Origin of the sequence: Paraburkholderia flagellata (genome assembly GCF_021390645.1) — a bacterium.
Taxonomy (GTDB): Bacteria; Pseudomonadota; Gammaproteobacteria; order Burkholderiales; family Burkholderiaceae; genus Paraburkholderia; species Paraburkholderia flagellata.
In genome coordinates this window covers 416,335-432,301 of the sequence record NZ_JAJEJT010000005.1, presented here as the reverse complement: position 1 = coordinate 432,301, position 15,967 = coordinate 416,335, and the positions used below count along the sequence as shown (strand labels likewise).

Genomic DNA, 15,967 nt, shown 5'->3' with positions numbered 1-15,967 from the left:
AATACGGAGTACTAACATGAACTGTAATATTTTCAGATCACTCATGGCGAAGGTTGCGCTATCGACGGTTGTCGCCGTGAGTGTCGGGGTCGGGTCCGCCGTGGCTGCCGAGCCAATCAAGCTGGCGATCACCGACTGGGCCGACGTGCTCGCTACGGCCAACGTAGCCAAATACGTGCTCGAAACTAAATTGAACCAGCCGGTCAAGTTCGTCAATGCGGACATCGGCATCCAGTTCCAGGGCGTGGCCCGCGGCGACCTCGACATCATGGTGGGCGGCTGGCTCCCGGTGACGCACGCCGTGTACTACGAGAAGTACAAGAACGATCTGGATGACGTCGGCGTGATCTACACGGGCGGCAGAAACGGCTGGGCCGTGCCTGCCTACGTGCCGGAGTCCCAGGTCTCGTCGATTTCCGACCTGAACAAGCCGGACGTCAAGAGCAAGCTCGACGGCACGATTCAGGGCATTGGCCCGGGTTCTGGCCTGATGCAGGCCTCCGAGAAGTCGGTCGAGGCCTACAAACTGAACGGCTACAACCTGCAGTCGTCGAGTGAAGCCGGGATGCTCGCTGCCGTGTCGCGCGCGTATCAAACGAAGCAATGGGTCGTCGCCACGGTCTGGAGCCCGCACTGGCTCTGGCAGAAATGGCAGATGCGCTATTTGAAGGACCCCAAGGGCACGCTGGGCGGCGAAGAGCAGATTCACGCATTCGCGTCTAAACAGTTCGCCACCAAGTTTCCCCGCGCCGATGTGTTCTTCAAGCATTTCAAGCTGACGCTGGCTGATGTCGAAGCTATCGAACTAGAAGGCAACAGCACGAACGACTACGCGAGCGCGGCGAAGAAGTTCGTCGACGCGCACCCGGACAAGCTGAAAGCGTGGCTGCAGCAGTAGCTAGCGGATTCGCATCCGCGGGGGCAGGAAAGGCCCGCTGCCCCAACGATTCTCATGTTCCAGCAGGGCCTGCTTGACACGATTACTTCCTGGAGTGACCTGTGAGCGAAAACTCGTGCTTCTTTTCTGAAACGCTCCAGAGCCGTGACCCGGTCATTGCATCGGAGATCGCGCTCGAATTGCGCCGGCAACAAACGCAGATCGAATTGATCGCATCCGAAAACATCGTTTCGGCCGCGGTGATGGAAGCGCAAGGGACGGTGCTGACCAACAAGTATGCAGAGGGCTACCCGTCGAAGCGCTATTACGGTGGCTGCGAGCACGTCGACCGCGTCGAGGCGCTCGCCATCGACCGCGTGAAGGCGCTGTTCGACGCCGAGTATGCCAACGTGCAGCCGCATTCCGGCGCGCAGGCAAACGGCGCAGTCATGCTCGCGCTCGTCAAGCCGGGCGACGCGGTCATGGGCATGTCACTCGACGCGGGTGGCCACCTTACGCACGGCGCGCGGCCCGCGCTCTCCGGCAAGTGGTTCAACGCCGTGCAGTATGGCGTGAGCCCGCAAACGTACCGTATCGACTACGACGCTGTGCGCCGTATGGCACAAGAGCACCGTCCGAAGCTCATCATTGCGGGCTATTCGGCTTATCCGCGCGCGCTCGACTTTGCGGCTTTCCGTGAGATCGCCGATAGCGTTGGGGCGCTGCTCATGGTCGACATGGCGCATATCGCGGGCATCGTCGCGGCCGGCCGCCATGACAACCCGATCAAGTACGCGGATGTGGTGACGTCGACCACGCATAAGACACTTCGCGGTCCGCGTGGCGGATTCATCCTCACCAACAACGGCGACATCGCGAAGAAGATCAACTCTGCCGTGTTCCCGGGGCTGCAGGGCGGTCCGCTCATGCACGTCATTGCGGGCAAGGCGGTGGCGTTCGGCGAAGCGCTGCGTCCTGAGTTCGCGGGCTACATCGACCGTGTGCTGCGCAATGCCGAGGCGCTGGGCAACGTACTGCAATCGGGCGGGCTGTCGCTCGTCACGGGCGGCACCGACAATCATCTGCTGCTCGTCGACCTTCGTTCCAAACACATCACGGGCACGCAGGCGGAGAAGGCCCTGGAGCGCGCGGGCATTACCTGCAACAAGAACGGCATTCCGTTCGACACGGAAAACCCGACCGTGACTTCTGGCATCCGGCTCGGTACGCCTGCCGGTACGACGCGAGGTTTCGGCACGGCCCAGTTTGAGCAGATTGGCGAAATGATTCTCGAAGTGCTGGCGGGACTTGAGCGCGAGCCCGGCGGCGACGATCAGATCGAGCGCGCCGTGCGTAGCCGCGTGAGAGATCTGTGCAACCAGTTTCCGATTTATTCGCACGCCGACGCCCTGGCATAAGCGAGGTGATCAGGCAGCAAATGCGGTGAACACTGGATTATTTGTTTGAAGATTACTGAATAGAGGAATCAAAATGAGCTTCGAGGGCGTACATACTCCGCTGGTCACACCGTTCAAGGAAGACGGTGAAATCGACCACGCTTTGCTCGGCAAGCACGCAGCGAATCTTGCAGGCCGCGTTTCTGGGCTCGGGATCGGCGGCACCACGGGCGAATACTACGCGTTGAGCTTTGAGGAACGCGTCGAAACCTTCAACACCGTTGCCGAGGCGGCGGGTGGAAAAACGTATCTGACCGCGGGCATCAACGCGACCACGACGAAGGAAGTGATTCGCCTGGGTCTGGAAGCGAAGCGAGCAGGCCTGTCGTCGCTGCTGGTTGCCGCGCCGTATTACGCGCAGCCGACGCAGGACGAATTGCTCAGCCACATGCTGAATGTGGACGACGCGCTCGATATGCCGATCATGCTGTACAACTTTCCGGCTCGCACGGGAACGCAGATCAGCGACGGCGTGCTGGCGAAGCTGCTCGAGCGTCCGAACTTTATCGCCATGAAGGAAAGCACGGGCGATATTTCGCATCTGCATCATCTCGTCACGCACTTCAAGGACCGGCTGGTACTCAGTTGCGGCATGGACGACCAGGCGCTTGAATTCTTCGCTTGGGGTGCGAAAAGCTGGGTTGCCGGTGCATCGAACTTCCTGCCGGAAGCGCATACAGCGCTTTTCGACGCGTGCGTCAAACAGAACGACTTCGTTCTGGGCCGCAAGCTGATGACGCAATTGCTGCCGGTGCTCGAACTGCTCGAGCGCAGCGGCAAATTCATCCAGTACGTGCGCTACGGATGCGAACTGGCGGGCCTGCCGGTTGGCGTGGCGCGTGCACCGCTCGGCTCGCTTACGGAAGAGGAACGCAACGCGTTTGCGCAGCTTGTGAAACCGCTTATTCGCAACACCCAGTAACAACAGAACATGGTCTCGAACCTGGAATTCGCGCGCTTTCCTGCGCCAGATGGCGTGAACGGGTGGTGGGAGAGTCTCCCGCCAGCGGGGCCTGCCAATGCCGTGTCGGCTGAGCATCGATACGACTGGGTCGTAGTGGGCGGCGGCATCACCGGGCTTTGCGCCGCTCGCCGGCTTGCCGAGCTGTCGCCCGATGCGTCGATTGCGCTTGTCGAGGCCGATCGCATCGGGCGCACGACAGCCGGACGTAATTCCGGATTCTTTGTCGATTTGCCGCACGACATCAGCAGCGAAAGCTATTCGCGCAGCGTGGCGGAGGACAAGGCCGACGTGCGATTCCAGCGGCACGGGATCGATTATGTGCGCTCGATCGTACGTCAGCACAACATCGACTGCGATTGGCGCGACGATGGCAAATTTCACGCTTCCGTCAACAAGAAGGGGCTCGACGCGCTGACGCATTTTGCAGAGGGACTGACGCGCATCGACGAAGCATTCGAATGGCTCGATCAACCAGCCATTCGCGCAGTGACGGGCACGGAATTTTATCAGGGTGCGCTATTCACGCCGGGTTGCAGCACGGTGCAGCCAGCTGCGCTCATGCGCGGTTTGGCGGCCACACAGCCGAAAAATGTCACGGTGTTCGAAATGAGTGCAGTGACGGAAATCGAACATCGCGGCAACGAGAAAGTCCTGCATTTCGCCAGGGGAAAGATCGTCGCCAAACAGGTGATTCTCTGCACGAACGCCTATGCGGCGACGTTCGGCATGCACCCCAATGGCCTGCTGCCCGTGTACACGTTTGCATCGATGACTCGCGTCATGAATGCCGGAGAGACTGAGAAGCTGGGCGGAACGCGATCGTGGTCGCTGATTCCGGCTGACCCCATGGGCACAACTGTGCGCCGCCTTGGTACAGACCGTATTTGCGTGCGCAACCATTTCGCGTTCCGGCCGGGACTGCAGGTGTCCGATGCCGATCTCGCGAAGGCGAAAGCGCTGCATCAACGTTCGTTCGACCGCCGGTTCCCCATGCTCAAAGGCGTCGAACTCGAGTACACATGGGGTGGTCCGCTGTGTCTTTCGGCGAACAACGGCGCGCTGTTCGGCCGCCGCGACGATGGCATCCTGGAAGCGGTGGGATGCAACGGCCTGGGGCTGAGCAGAGGGTCATCGTCGGGCAAGTTGATCGCCGAATATGCGCTAGGCGAGAGCAACGATCTGATCCAGCAGCTTCTGAAGCAGCCACACCCGCGCTCGCTGCCGGTTCGGCCGATCGTTGACATGGCGGTGTCGGCGACGATCTGGGCGAAGGAAATGTCGGCGGGAGCCGAACTTTAATTAACCAAGGACACGAGATGACGACGCATCAGGAGTGGAAGCAGAAAGCAGCGGAACTATCGCTCGACGGACGGGCGTTCATTGCCGGAGAGCGGTGTGCAGCGGCGTCGGGCGAAACGTTCGCCACGCTCAATCCTGCATCGGGGAAGGTGCTCGCGGAAGTGGCGAAATGCGGCGAAAAGGATGTGGATCACGCTGTCGCCGCTGCCCGGAATACATTCGAATCCGGCGTGTGGTCGAAGGCCGCGCCGGCGCATCGCAAGGCGGTCCTGCTTCGCCTCGCGCAACTGATTGACGAGCATACGGACGAGCTGGCGCTTCTAGAAGCGCTAGAGGCTGGCAAGCCGATCAGCGAATGTCTCGCGCTGGATATTCCCGAGTCGGCAGCTTGCATTCGTTGGCATGCCGAAGTGACTGACAAGCGTTACGACGCGCTTTCGCCTTCGGGTGCGGATGTCGTCAGCATGATCACCCGCGAGCCGATTGGCGTGGTTGGCGCGGTGCTGCCCTGGAATTTCCCCGCGCTGATGCTGGCCTGGAAGATCGGGCCGGCTTTGTCGGTTGGCAATAGCGTGATCGTGAAGCCTGCGGAGCAAACATCACTCTCGACGTTGCGCATCGCCGATCTCGCTTTCGAAGCGGGCGTGCCTGCGGGCGTGTTCAGCGTCGTCACGGGCTTTGGTGACAGCGCGGGACAGGCGCTGGGCCGCCATTCCGACGTGGACCTCGTCGCATTCACCGGCTCGACGGCCACGGGCAAGCGCTTTCTGCATTATTCCGCAGACACCAATCTGAAGCGGGTGGTGCTCGAATGCGGTGGGAAGAATCCGCAGGTGATTCTTCCCGATGTCGCGAATCTCGATGCGGTCGCCGAACAGGCTGTCGCCGCCGCATTCTGGAACATGGGAGAGAACTGCAGCGCCGGCTCGCGGATTCTCGTGCCTTCGAGCAAACGGGCGGAACTGGTCGAGAAGGTCCAGGCCGTGCTCGCAGGATGGAGGACCGGCGATCCGCTCGACCCGGACGCGAAGCTCGGGGCGCTGATCGAGCAGAAGCACTACGAGAAAGTGCTTGCGCACATCGAGAAAGCGAAGGAGCAGGGCGCGCGCGTGGTTTGCGGCGGACGTGCCGCCTTGACCGAAACGGGAGGATGGTTCGTCGAGCCCACGATATTCGATCACGTCACGCCGGATATGGCCATCGCACGGGAAGAAGTGTTCGGACCCGTCGTGTGTTTTATCGAATACGACGATGTAGAGGATGCCATCCGGATCGCGAACGACACGTGCTACGGACTGGCAGCTTCGTTGTGGACGGATAACGTGAACAGCGCGCATAAGGTTGCTTCGCGTATCCGTGCAGGCACGGTCACGATAAACTGCTTCGGCGAAGGTGATCTTTCGACGCCATTCGGCGGCTTCAAGCAATCGGGATTTGGCGGGCGCGACAAGTCTGTCTATGCACACGACCAGTATTGCGAACTGAAGACTACCTGGTTGAAGCTAGCGTGAATGGGTAGCGATAGAGCGGGCGGCCCGTTAGGCCCAGATCGCATTGCGTCGCGTGATTTCGCCACACCTGAATGGGAGTTGAATGCAGATGCGCATCAGTGACGCGACGCTCACGACGCAAACCTTCTTGTCGCTGGCTGATAGCTGTATGACGCCGGGCGGCCTCAACGAGCAATTGCACGCCGAGCTAACGGAGCGCGGCACCTACACGCATTATGAAGAGGCGCTCGACAGGGTGTTGGAGCGGGTCGTCGGCGTGACGTAAGCCAAGGCACACAGCGGAGGAGCGGCGCCGCGCCATTTATAAGGCCCTTATTATGGATCACCTCACTTGCCACCGGGCAAACGGACTCGCAAACTGTTGTCGTCCGATAGCCTTTATGGTCCTTGGCGCGCTTGATTGCGCCACGCGAGCACCCGTTCAAAGAGCGTAAGCCATGTTAAAGAAGCAGCTATTCGCAGACAGACTCCTCGCCCAGATGCCGTCGCTGCGGGCACTCCGATGCTTCGTGACGGCGGCGCGATACGAAAGCTTCACGCAGGCGGCGGAGGTGCTATGCGTCACGCAGGCGGCAATCAGCAGACAAATCAAGGAGCTCGAAGATTCGCTCGATGTCGCGCTGTTCGAGCGCACCGGCCGGCATATCGCGCTGACCGACGCCGGACGCATTCTTTACAACGCGTCGTACCTCTCCATCATGAATATCGCCGAAGCGGCAGAGGCGGTGCGTCGCACGGACCGGCACGCGTTGACGATTTGCGTCTCGCATACGTTCTCGGCCCTGTGGTTGTCGCAGCGCCTGCCCGCGTTTCGCGAGCGCTTTCCCGATATCCGGCTGCACGTGATGGTCACCGAGCACTTCATGGAGCTGGACGAGCTCATGGAGCCCGACATCATCATCACGAAGAATCCGCCGCGTGAGCCGGAATATGAGGTCGAACCGCTATTTCATGATGTCGTCTACCCGGTTTGCAGTCCGACGTTTTACGACCGGCATTTTCGCGGCAAGAAACTCAAGCCGCTTGATCTGCTTACGCAACCCACGTTGAATCTCTCGTTGCTCGGGCGCGCCCAGGTCTGTGAACACGTGGATTGGCGAGTGTGGCGCAACTGGTTTCAGCAGGGCGACGGCACGGACATCCTGGCTGACAACAGGCATCTGGAGAGCAACGACTATCGGCTCCTCGTCGCGCAGGCGGAAGCCGGCGAAGGGACGTTGCTAGGCTGGCATCATCTGCTCCACCTCCAGGTCGAGCAAGGACGCCTGATACGGCCAGTTCCCGATGCGCTCGTCTTCAGAGACCGCTACCACTATTTGATCACGCACCGGAATGCGCGGCCTCGTACCGAGTATCTGAAGTTTCGCAACTGGCTCAGTGAAGAAGCCGGTGCAATGATGCGCGACTGGATCGACGCCGGTGCCGCGGTCACAGGCTAACGGGTAGCTGGTAACAGGTTTCGACCGTATCGATTGTTTGGAATGCATTTGCAGAGGCGGTCCCCATGGTTCACCCCACGATTGACAGCGAAGCCCCGACCGCGAGGCGGCTGCGCTTCGGGATCGTGCTATTGCCCAACTTCACGTTGACCGCCTTTTCCGGATTCGTCGACCTGCTCAGACTCGCAAGCGACGAAGGCGACATGAGCCGCCCCGTGCGGTGCTCATGGACTATCGTCGGAGAGAATCTTGTTCCGGTTCGGGCGAGTTGCGGCATCCAGATCACACCGTGGACAACTTTCGATGCGGCCGAGGCGTTCGACTATGTGGTGATAGTCGGCGGACTGCTGCATTCGGGGCCGCCTGCCAGCGACGCGACACTCGCCTTCATTCGCGCGATGGCCGAAACACCGGCCACGCTCGTGGGACTCTGCACAGGTGCATTCGCACTTGCTCGCGCGGGCGTGATGAACGGATATCGAATTTGCGTAAGCTGGTTCCACTATTGGGATTTCGTGGAGCGTTTCCCGCAAGTCGATGAGCGTGACCTCGTTGCTGACCGGCTCTTTGTGATCGACAGAAGGCGCATTACGTGTTCCGGCGGCCGTGCGTCGATCGACGTTGCCGCGGCTATTCTGTTGCGCCATGTCGAGGCCACGATAGTTCGCAAGGCGCTGCGTATTCTGCTCGTGGACGATGCGCAAAAAGGCAACGCGCCGCAACCGCATCCTCCGGGCCTCGAGCCCGCCACGCATCCCAAGGTCAGGCGCGCGATTTTGCTGATGGAGCAACACGTTGGCCAGCCTCTGAGTTTGCCGGACCTGGCGCATCGTCTCGATGTCTCGGTCCGCCAGATCGAACGCCTTTTCACGACGGAAACCGGTAAATCTCCGGGCGCGTACGCGCGGCAGATTCGCATACGCATGGCATCGTGGCTGTTGACGAGTTCGGACCGCACGGTTGCGGATATTGCTTCGTCATGCGGTTTTTCCGACGCATCGCATCTCGGCCGCGAGTTCCGCAAGGAGTTTGGGGAGTCGCCCAACGAATATCGCACGACGCGGCTTCCGAATGCTCATGAGGCGCTACTGGGCACACCAGAGCCGGACGCGCGGTTATCTGATGAATATGCCGAGGCGCCAGTTCGGCAACTGGGCACATCATAACGAGCGCGAAGTGCGGCCCCGGGTGCCGCACGCCACGGGTCACAGCGACTCGGTCTCGAAGGCGCAACCGATCAAAGAGGCGCACGCATTCTCGGTGAGCATGACTTGCTGGTTGAGCTTGAAGCCTTGCGTATCGTCTTCTCCACCGATTTGGTTTTCGGCGCATATCATCGGCATGGTACGCGGGAACATCGGTGACCAGTTGCTTGATGGGAAGCAAGGACCTGAAGGAGCTCAGTTTCTGCACGGGCGTTGAGGCGGAGTCCTCGCGATCCGATTGCGAGGCGAATCGACGTTGCGATGGAAGACGACATCAAGATCGAGCAATTCCTGAAGCAGCATCCGTCTGCTGCAATGACTGGCTGTCAGAACTTCTTGAATGCAGAGTCAATGTCCCAATTATTTGCATCGGATAGCTAAGCAATGGCGTGAATATAGTGCCTGTCACATGATGGGAAGACTAGCGTGCTCGACTTGCATTTCTGATCTTCCCCGGGGCGCGATAAGAAGGCTTGTATCTAAATGGGCGCGTCGCATGTCGATCTCTGGGGAAAACTTTAGTCGCTTACACTCGGCCGCTTTAATAGCGGTAAGCGGCTGCATATCCCGCATCGATGCGTGGAAGAAGCGGACCGCCATCCGCGACTCTACAGGTCAATTACCAGCTCGCTTGATCGGGCCCGAGAGACGCAGATCATCAGTGATGCATTCGTTAGCTGTTCGTCGTCGGTTAAAACGTAATCGTGATGGTCCGCCTCGCCCGACAGCAGGGCGACTTCGCAACTTCGACACAGTCCCTCCCTGCATGAAAACGTGGCACGCACGCCATGTCGTTCAAGGCTTTCCAGGATCGATTCGTCGGGCCGAACGATGCACCGCAATTCTCGCCTTGCGAGGACCACTGTAAATGACTTGTTCTCATTGGCAGATGCACCGCTGCCCTGCGCTTCGTTCGGCGGCGCGGCAAATCGTTCAAAGTGAATTCGATCGGGCGGAACAGTATTTTGCTTCCCGTACGCCAACACGGCGTCCATAAGCCCGATAGGGCCACAACAATAAATGTGTTCCCGTGCATCCACATCGCGCATCATTGCGCCCACGTCTCGTGGAAGGGGCACAGTCTCTTCATCGTCGGCATGCAGATGTATGCGTCCACCGAGCGAACTGAGCTCATCGAGGTAGGCCGCATGCGAGCGCGAACGAACACAATAGTGCAGATCCCACGGGATCTCATGACGCACGCACGATCGGATCATGGCAAGTATCGGCGTGATTCCGATACCACCCGCTATGAACCGGTGTCGCGATGCTTCGGGAGACAATTGGAACAGCGTGCGCGGCTCGCTGATCGTCAAAAAGTCGCCCACCCGCAGCTTTTCATGGATATACGCCGACCCACCTCGCGACATTGCAGAACGGCCGACGCCTAGACAGTACCGCGACGTGTCGGCCGCGTCGTTGCACAGTGAATACTGACGCGTTTTCTCATTCGGCAGACAGACATCGATGTGTGCGCCCGGTTCGAAGGGGGGGAGAAGAGAACCATCGGCGGCGCGCAGTTCGACCCCAACAACGCCTTCAGCCTCGTGTTTCAGCGCGGCTACCCTTACCTTGATCATGTCAGTCCTCTTTGACTGATTGCTGCCGTGCACGACTCTCTTCCTCGAGCCGTTGATTCACGGCCCAGCGGAACTGCGAAAGTGCCGAATCGATACCGAACGGCGTCATCTCGAACCCAGGATCGAGCGCGAGATTCCTTTGCTGCGCCGTGATGATGTCGCGGTCTTCGTCAAACGCGTCGACGACGGACTGGTGAATCAACCGGGTAACTTCCGGTTGTTCAATTGCAAAGTTGTGAGGGTGGCCAAAGAAGTAGTGCGTCGAATTCTCAGTTTCAGGCGTCAAGGCCTGACATCCGCGAAACTCCGCTGCGTCGACTCGGGTGCCCTCGCGAGCGCCCGTGCCGGTAGGCGCCATTCCGGAGTCCATGCGAAGAATGGCAGGTAACGTGAAATCGTAAATGTTCCATCGATCCACCTTGCCGGGCCACTCTTTCACCGCGGCGGCGAAGGCGGGCGCATCGGTGTTGATCGTCCAGCGGGTGACGCGTACGCCGTTGTCGATACGCTCGACTTTCGGCTGAACGCTCGCATAATCTTCGGAGCCACCGAGCGTCGTCGGATGGACGAACGGGAGATGTGAAAAATCGAGCAGGTTGTCGCAGATCAGCAGATAGTTCACGTCGTAGTGAATGTATCCGGGAAGACTGCGCCATGCAGGATCGTCAAGCCAGTGCGTATCAGGAATAGCCTCAGGGTCAGCCAACGCAGGATCGCCCATCCAGATCCAGATCCATCGATGGCGTTCGACAACGGGATAGCTCTTGACTCTGGCGCGTGGCGGAACTCTCTGCTGTGCCGGAGCTTCCACGCATGCGCCCGCACTGTCGAACTTCAACCCGTGATACATGCATCGCACGCAGTCGCCTTCACGACGCCCGACCGAAAGTGGCGCACCTCGATGACAGCAACGGTCTTCGAGTGCAACGAGTGTCCCATCATCCTTGCGGTACATCACGACAGGCGTCCCCGTGATAACCCGCGAGAACAACGCATCGGGCGCGACTTCATGTGACCAGGCGGCTACGTACCAGGTGTTCGCGATGAACATGTGTTTGTCTCCTTCGATATTTGCTTTTGCTCTCGACTTCCAGCGCTTGACTGCACGATAGGTTTGCCGTAATCATGCGTCAAGCTAATGGCGTTAATACAGAGAATGCACGCAATGCATATCAGAGACCTCGATCTGAACCTGCTGGTCGTTTTCGACGCGCTGCTACGTGAGCGGAGCGTGACGCGGGCAGCGCAGGATGTTGGTTTGACGCAAGGCGCGATGAGTCACGCGCTTAACCGGTTGCGCGCGTTCTTCGACGACCCGCTGTTCGTGAAGACGCCAGATGGCATGACGCCGACGCCAAAGGGCGATCAGCTTGGTGCGACGATTTCCGAGGTGATTGCGGCGATCCGGCAGAACGTCGTGGCGGAGGCTCGCTTCGATCCGCTGACGGCACAACGCACGTTTGTGCTTTGCATGACTGACATGGGCGAGCTGGTCTTTTTGCCGCCGTTGATCCGCATGCTGAGAAAGCTCGCTCCAAACTGCACGATACGCTCGGTGCAGGTTCCGCTGGAGCAGATCGAAGGCATGCTGTCCTCGGGTGATGCAGATCTCGCCCTCGGTTCGATCCACGCGGCTCCCGAAGGCCTCTTCCAGCAGCAGCTATTCATGCATTCGTTCGTTACGCTCGTCAGCGTACGCAACCGAAAGGTCGGGAAGACGTTGACTCGCGCACAGTTCGAGACGATGCCGCAGATCGTCGTTTCACTGACAGGGCGAGCCAGTGCAGCGTACGACAACGCATTCGACGCCTACGGCATCAAAAGGAACATCTATCTCACGACGCCGCACTTCCTTGCAGTGCCCCATCTGATTGATGCGTATCCCGACCTTATCGCGACGGTCCCGCTCGAACTCGGGACGGTCTTCTCGAAACTCGGCACTGTCAGGATCGTGCCTCCGCCAGTGCCGCTGCCGCCGTTTGCACTCCGACAGCATTGGCATTCCCGCTTCAATGCGGACCCCGCGAATGTCTGGCTGCGTCATCTCATCAAAGAGACTTTTGAGCGTTATCCCGACATCTCCGGGCAGTGATCGGCCCCGAGTCTCCACACGGACTCGTGCCACCGTGACGAAGGGTTCCGGAGTCAACCAGACGCTTCCGGAGGATACGCCACGGTCGCAGCAGTATCCCGCCGTCGCGTCTGTCCTCACGATGGGTTTTCGCCCGCAGACGAGTATTTGCCGATTGCGCCTGGATGGCCATTCACCGGACGGAGCCGACGCTTGAGCGTTCGACCGACGACGCATGTGAGCGGCGCTTTTGCAGTGAACGGAGGGCGTCAGCCTCGTTCCGCGTCATCTCTTGCCGAGAGGCGGCCAACTGGGGAATCTCGCTACATTGCTCAATCCGGCCAGTTCGATGGCGGCATCGCGCAGTAGCACCGAATACCCGTGCATAGGAGAGGGGCTGCACTGCGCGAAGGGCGGCGTTTGAAAAGCGGCTTTGACGCGAATGTGCCAGTTCGGCAAGTTGCGAAAGCAACGAGTTTCACAATGATGCCAAGAGGGGCTGCTGGCCGCACTACACCCGGCGCGTCTCGCGCGTAAATTTGAGCGTGACGACAGTCACGAGACCCAGAGCGGCTAGAAAGAGCGACACCGGCCAGTACGCATGAAAGCGGGAGAGCAGTGCCGTGGCGATCAACGGAGAAAGTCCGCCCGCGAAAATCGACGCGACTTCGTGACCTAGCGCAACACCCGAATAGCGCACCTCAGTGCTGAAAAGTTCGCCAACCAGCGCGGGCAGTGTACCGATCATCGCGCCGTGACATATTGCGGTGCCTGCCACGAGCGCGAGCCAGATGAGTGGCGTGGAATGCGTGTTGAGCAGCCAGAAGAACGGAAACGCCATGGCGACCAGCGAAAGCGCGCCAATCATATAGACAGGCTTGCGCCCGATACGATCCGAGAGCCGGCCCCACGCCAGCATGGCCCCCATCTCGACAATCATGGCGAGCATCACGCCCGTGAGCATCGTGGAGTTCGGGATGCCCGCGAACTTGCCGTATACGAGTGAAAACGCGAGGAAGATGTAGGCGCCCCCATTCTCCGCAACGCGCAGACCCATTGCCATCAGGATCTCTTTCGGGTGGCGCCTGATGACTTCGAGCACCGGCATGTGCGATGTCTTGCCTGCCTGTTCGGCATTCGCGAAGTCGCGGCTTTCGGGGAGCCGACGGCGGATATACACGCCGATTGCGAAGATGAGAATACTCGCGAGAAATGGCAGACGCCATCCCCACGCGAGGAATTGCTCGCGGGGCAGCGCCTCGACTGCAAGAAACGCCGCGGAGGAGAGCACAAAGCCGCCGCCCACGCCCAGCTGGCTCCATGCCGCGTAGTAGCCGCGCTTTTCCGGCGGCGCACTCTCGCTGATCATCAGGACGCCGCCGCCCCATTCGCCGCCTGACGCAATGCCCTGGAATACCCGCAGCGCGACGAGCGCAGCGGGCGCCCACATGCCCACCTGGCCATAGCCCGGGAGCAGGCCGATGCCGAAGGTCGCCGCGCCCATGATCAGCAATGTCCAGACTAGCGACGCGCGCCGTCCGTAGCGATCGCCAATATGGCCGAAGACGACCCCGCCTAGCGGGCGTGCGATGAAGCCGATCGCGAAGGCCGCGAACGCACCCAGCGTACCGACGAGTGGGTCTGCGTCCGGCGGAAAGAACAGTTGTCCGAATACGAGCGCAGCAGCCGTGCTGTAAACGAAGAAGTCATACCATTCCATCGCGTTGCCCGCTACGGACGCGATCACGATGCGTTTGAGGGGGCGCTCGGAGTGCGCAGCCGCGTGTGTCGCGGAAGCCGGGGAGTGAACGGAAGCCATATGTACTCGCGTTGAAAGGTTCAGTGCGCGCGTCCACTCCAGGTGGGCGGCTTATGGCTGGCAGTGTCGATGCACAGGTATGCGGCGTCAAATCAACCGAAATCGGGTGCTGCCATCAGCACAATGGATGGGTGTCAGGCCTCGGGCCGGCGAAACATGGTGTAGATGGTCTCCCGCAGCCAGGCGATCCCCGGATCAGAGGCGAACTGCGTGTGTGAATGCACCTGGATTTCAATGGGTGGGAGCTTGAACGGCAGTGGCAGGATGCGAAAGGCCTTGCCGCGGTTGAAGCGCTGCGCAATGCTTCTCGGGAAAATGACCGCCAGATCCGTGTTCATCACGATTTCCGGCGCGACGACGAAATGCGGCAGCCGGAGCACCACTTCGCGCTTGAAATTCAACTCGTCAAGCCATTGTTCGACCATGCGATGGCCCGTCGCGTTGGTGCTCGCATAGACATAGCGGAGGCCCATCAGGTCTTCGCGCGTGGGCTTCGTCTTTCGCAAGGGGTGTCCCGAGCGCACGACACAGACGTGTTCGTCCACGAAGAGCGTCTGCGTCGTGCAGTTGCTATCGAGTCCGGGTACGTAGCCCAGCGCAAGGTCGATTTCGCCGGCGCGCATGGCCACGCTCACCGATTCGACCGGCACATTCGTCACTTCGATACGGATACCGCGCGTCTCGTGATCGAGCATGGCGAGCAGGGGCGGCAGGAAATAGAACTCGGACATGTCCGACATCGAAATGCGGAAGACGCGCTGGGCCGTGGCGGGCTCGAAGTGCGCGAGTTGCTGGACGGCCTCGTTGATCATCGCGAACGCCTGAGCGAGCGGCGGATAGAGGCGGAATGCGGCATCGGTCGGCACCATGCCGTTCGGCGTGCGCGCGAAGAGCGGATCGTCGAAGAGCGTGCGCAGCCGCCGTAGCGCGTGACTGACGGCAGACTGCGTGAGCGCGAGCCGTTCCCCAGCTGCCGTCAGGCTGCGCAGATCCCAGATTGCCAGGAATACCCGCAACAGGTTCAGGTCGACACCGGCGAGGTTCGGTTGACTCATCCACTGCTTCTCGAGTTGACTGCGCGCGTGCAGCGCGCCAGGGGAATCATGCCGGCCTTGACGCCCCCAGGTTTCGACGACGCTGCGAAAGCCGGTCACAGTGCTGCAAATTTACCGTAAATGCTGCGCATCGGGTAATGCGGGGTTGCCCCGCCATACGGCGGCAAAGCATGAAAGTCGCGCCGCATCGCATCGCGTACCGGCGAGGCGAGCGCCTCGGTCAGTGCGTGCGCGTCGTCGAAAACGACCTTGTTGCGTTGCATGAAGGCGGCGCAAGCGAGAGGCAATGCGCTGCGGCTCTCGACAGGGGTGTAGATCTCCAACTCGCGCAACGCCGGCAGTTGCAGCATCAACGGCGGATGATGCGTCAGATAATGTGTGAGCCACGCTTCGAAGTCGTCGGCTGGGCCCTCGTAGGCGACCATATAGCTGCAGCGTTCCATGTCGTCATTCAGCGGCATGTGCTGCGGCGGCACGAACGTCCGCACAGCCATGGTCTGCTGCGCGAGCGAATGCCTGTCGAGCTTTTCGATTGCTGCGGCTTGCAACGCGCGATGTATCGCGCCTTCTGGCCCGAGCGCGCCTTCGAGATCCGCGAGAGCGTCGAAGTACCATTGCAGTATGCACGAAGGTGCGTTCGGATCCGGTTCGATCCGCGGATCGACCGGGGTCATTGCCGGTACGTGTGCG

15 protein-coding genes are annotated in these 15,967 nt (G+C 60.3%); 9 read left to right on the top strand and 6 right to left on the bottom strand.

Annotation, left to right across the window (positions count from 1 at the left end; all coding sequences use genetic code 11):
• The first annotated feature begins 16 nt into the window (after window positions 1-16).
• From L0U83_RS38485 to L0U83_RS38450, 8 genes are all read left to right on the top strand, one after another.
• Window positions 17-898, top strand: coding sequence for a glycine betaine ABC transporter substrate-binding protein (locus L0U83_RS38485; protein ID WP_233889826.1), 882 nt, complete (start codon window positions 17-19; stop codon window positions 896-898).
• 101 nt (window positions 899-999) lie between these two features.
• Window positions 1,000-2,295: a serine hydroxymethyltransferase gene (gene glyA, locus L0U83_RS38480; protein WP_308445121.1), complete on the top strand. Its 1,296-nt coding sequence runs from the start codon at window positions 1,000-1,002 to the stop codon at window positions 2,293-2,295.
• A 73-nt stretch (window positions 2,296-2,368) separates the two neighbouring features.
• Window positions 2,369-3,256: a dihydrodipicolinate synthase family protein gene (locus tag L0U83_RS38475; protein WP_233889825.1), complete on the top strand. Its 888-nt coding sequence runs from the start codon at window positions 2,369-2,371 to the stop codon at window positions 3,254-3,256.
• A gap of 9 nt (window positions 3,257-3,265) precedes the next feature.
• The gene (locus L0U83_RS38470; RefSeq protein WP_233889824.1) at window positions 3,266-4,597 is read left to right on the top strand and encodes an NAD(P)/FAD-dependent oxidoreductase; all 1,332 of its coding nucleotides are present in this window, start codon (window positions 3,266-3,268) and stop codon (window positions 4,595-4,597) included.
• A 17-nt stretch (window positions 4,598-4,614) separates the two neighbouring features.
• Window positions 4,615-6,108, top strand: a complete 1,494-nt coding sequence (locus L0U83_RS38465) for an aldehyde dehydrogenase (RefSeq protein ID WP_233889823.1) — start codon at window positions 4,615-4,617, stop codon at window positions 6,106-6,108.
• A gap of 82 nt (window positions 6,109-6,190) precedes the next feature.
• On the top strand, window positions 6,191-6,373 hold the full coding sequence (locus L0U83_RS40760; protein WP_308445120.1) for a hypothetical protein: 183 nt from the start codon (window positions 6,191-6,193) through the stop codon (window positions 6,371-6,373).
• A gap of 172 nt (window positions 6,374-6,545) precedes the next feature.
• Complete coding sequence (locus L0U83_RS38455; protein ID WP_233889822.1) at window positions 6,546-7,547, top strand: LysR substrate-binding domain-containing protein; 1,002 nt, start codon at window positions 6,546-6,548, stop codon at window positions 7,545-7,547.
• Window positions 7,548-7,612: 65 nt separating this feature from the next.
• A complete protein-coding gene (locus tag L0U83_RS38450; RefSeq protein WP_233889821.1) occupies window positions 7,613-8,713 on the top strand; it encodes a GlxA family transcriptional regulator in 1,101 nt (366 codons plus the stop codon).
• 39 nt (window positions 8,714-8,752) lie between these two features.
• On the opposite strand, the gene L0U83_RS38445 is transcribed toward L0U83_RS38450, so the two are convergent.
• The 3 genes from L0U83_RS38445 to L0U83_RS38435 form a co-directional block, all read right to left on the bottom strand.
• Complete coding sequence (locus L0U83_RS38445) at window positions 8,753-8,905, bottom strand: hypothetical protein (RefSeq protein ID WP_233889820.1); 153 nt, start codon at window positions 8,903-8,905, stop codon at window positions 8,753-8,755.
• A gap of 455 nt (window positions 8,906-9,360) precedes the next feature.
• Entirely contained in the window at window positions 9,361-10,332 is a 972-nt protein-coding gene (locus L0U83_RS38440; RefSeq protein ID WP_233889819.1) for a PDR/VanB family oxidoreductase, read from the bottom strand.
• A 1-nt stretch (window position 10,333) separates the two neighbouring features.
• Window positions 10,334-11,383 carry an aromatic ring-hydroxylating dioxygenase subunit alpha gene (locus L0U83_RS38435; protein WP_233889818.1) on the bottom strand — a complete coding sequence of 350 codons (1,050 nt, stop codon included), beginning with the start codon at window positions 11,381-11,383 and terminating at the stop codon, window positions 10,334-10,336.
• A 114-nt stretch (window positions 11,384-11,497) separates the two neighbouring features.
• Here L0U83_RS38435 and L0U83_RS38430 point away from each other — a divergent pair, with 114 nt between their 5' ends.
• Window positions 11,498-12,424, top strand: coding sequence for a LysR family transcriptional regulator (locus L0U83_RS38430; RefSeq protein WP_233890007.1), 927 nt, complete (start codon window positions 11,498-11,500; stop codon window positions 12,422-12,424).
• Between the two features lie 490 nt (window positions 12,425-12,914).
• Here the strand turns inward: L0U83_RS38430 and L0U83_RS38425 are convergent, their stop codons facing one another.
• The 3 genes from L0U83_RS38425 to L0U83_RS38415 all read right to left on the bottom strand — a co-directional run bounded on the left by L0U83_RS38425 (window position 12,915) and on the right by L0U83_RS38415 (window position 15,951).
• Entirely contained in the window at window positions 12,915-14,222 is a 1,308-nt protein-coding gene (locus L0U83_RS38425; protein ID WP_233889817.1) for an MFS transporter, read from the bottom strand.
• Between the two features lie 134 nt (window positions 14,223-14,356).
• Window positions 14,357-15,277 (bottom strand): LysR family transcriptional regulator, encoded by a 921-nt coding sequence (locus L0U83_RS38420; RefSeq protein ID WP_233889816.1) that lies wholly within the window; start codon window positions 15,275-15,277, stop codon window positions 14,357-14,359.
• A gap of 95 nt (window positions 15,278-15,372) precedes the next feature.
• Window positions 15,373-15,951 (bottom strand): EthD family reductase, encoded by a 579-nt coding sequence (locus L0U83_RS38415; protein WP_308445119.1) that lies wholly within the window; start codon window positions 15,949-15,951, stop codon window positions 15,373-15,375.
• Window positions 15,952-15,967 lie beyond the last annotated feature (16 nt).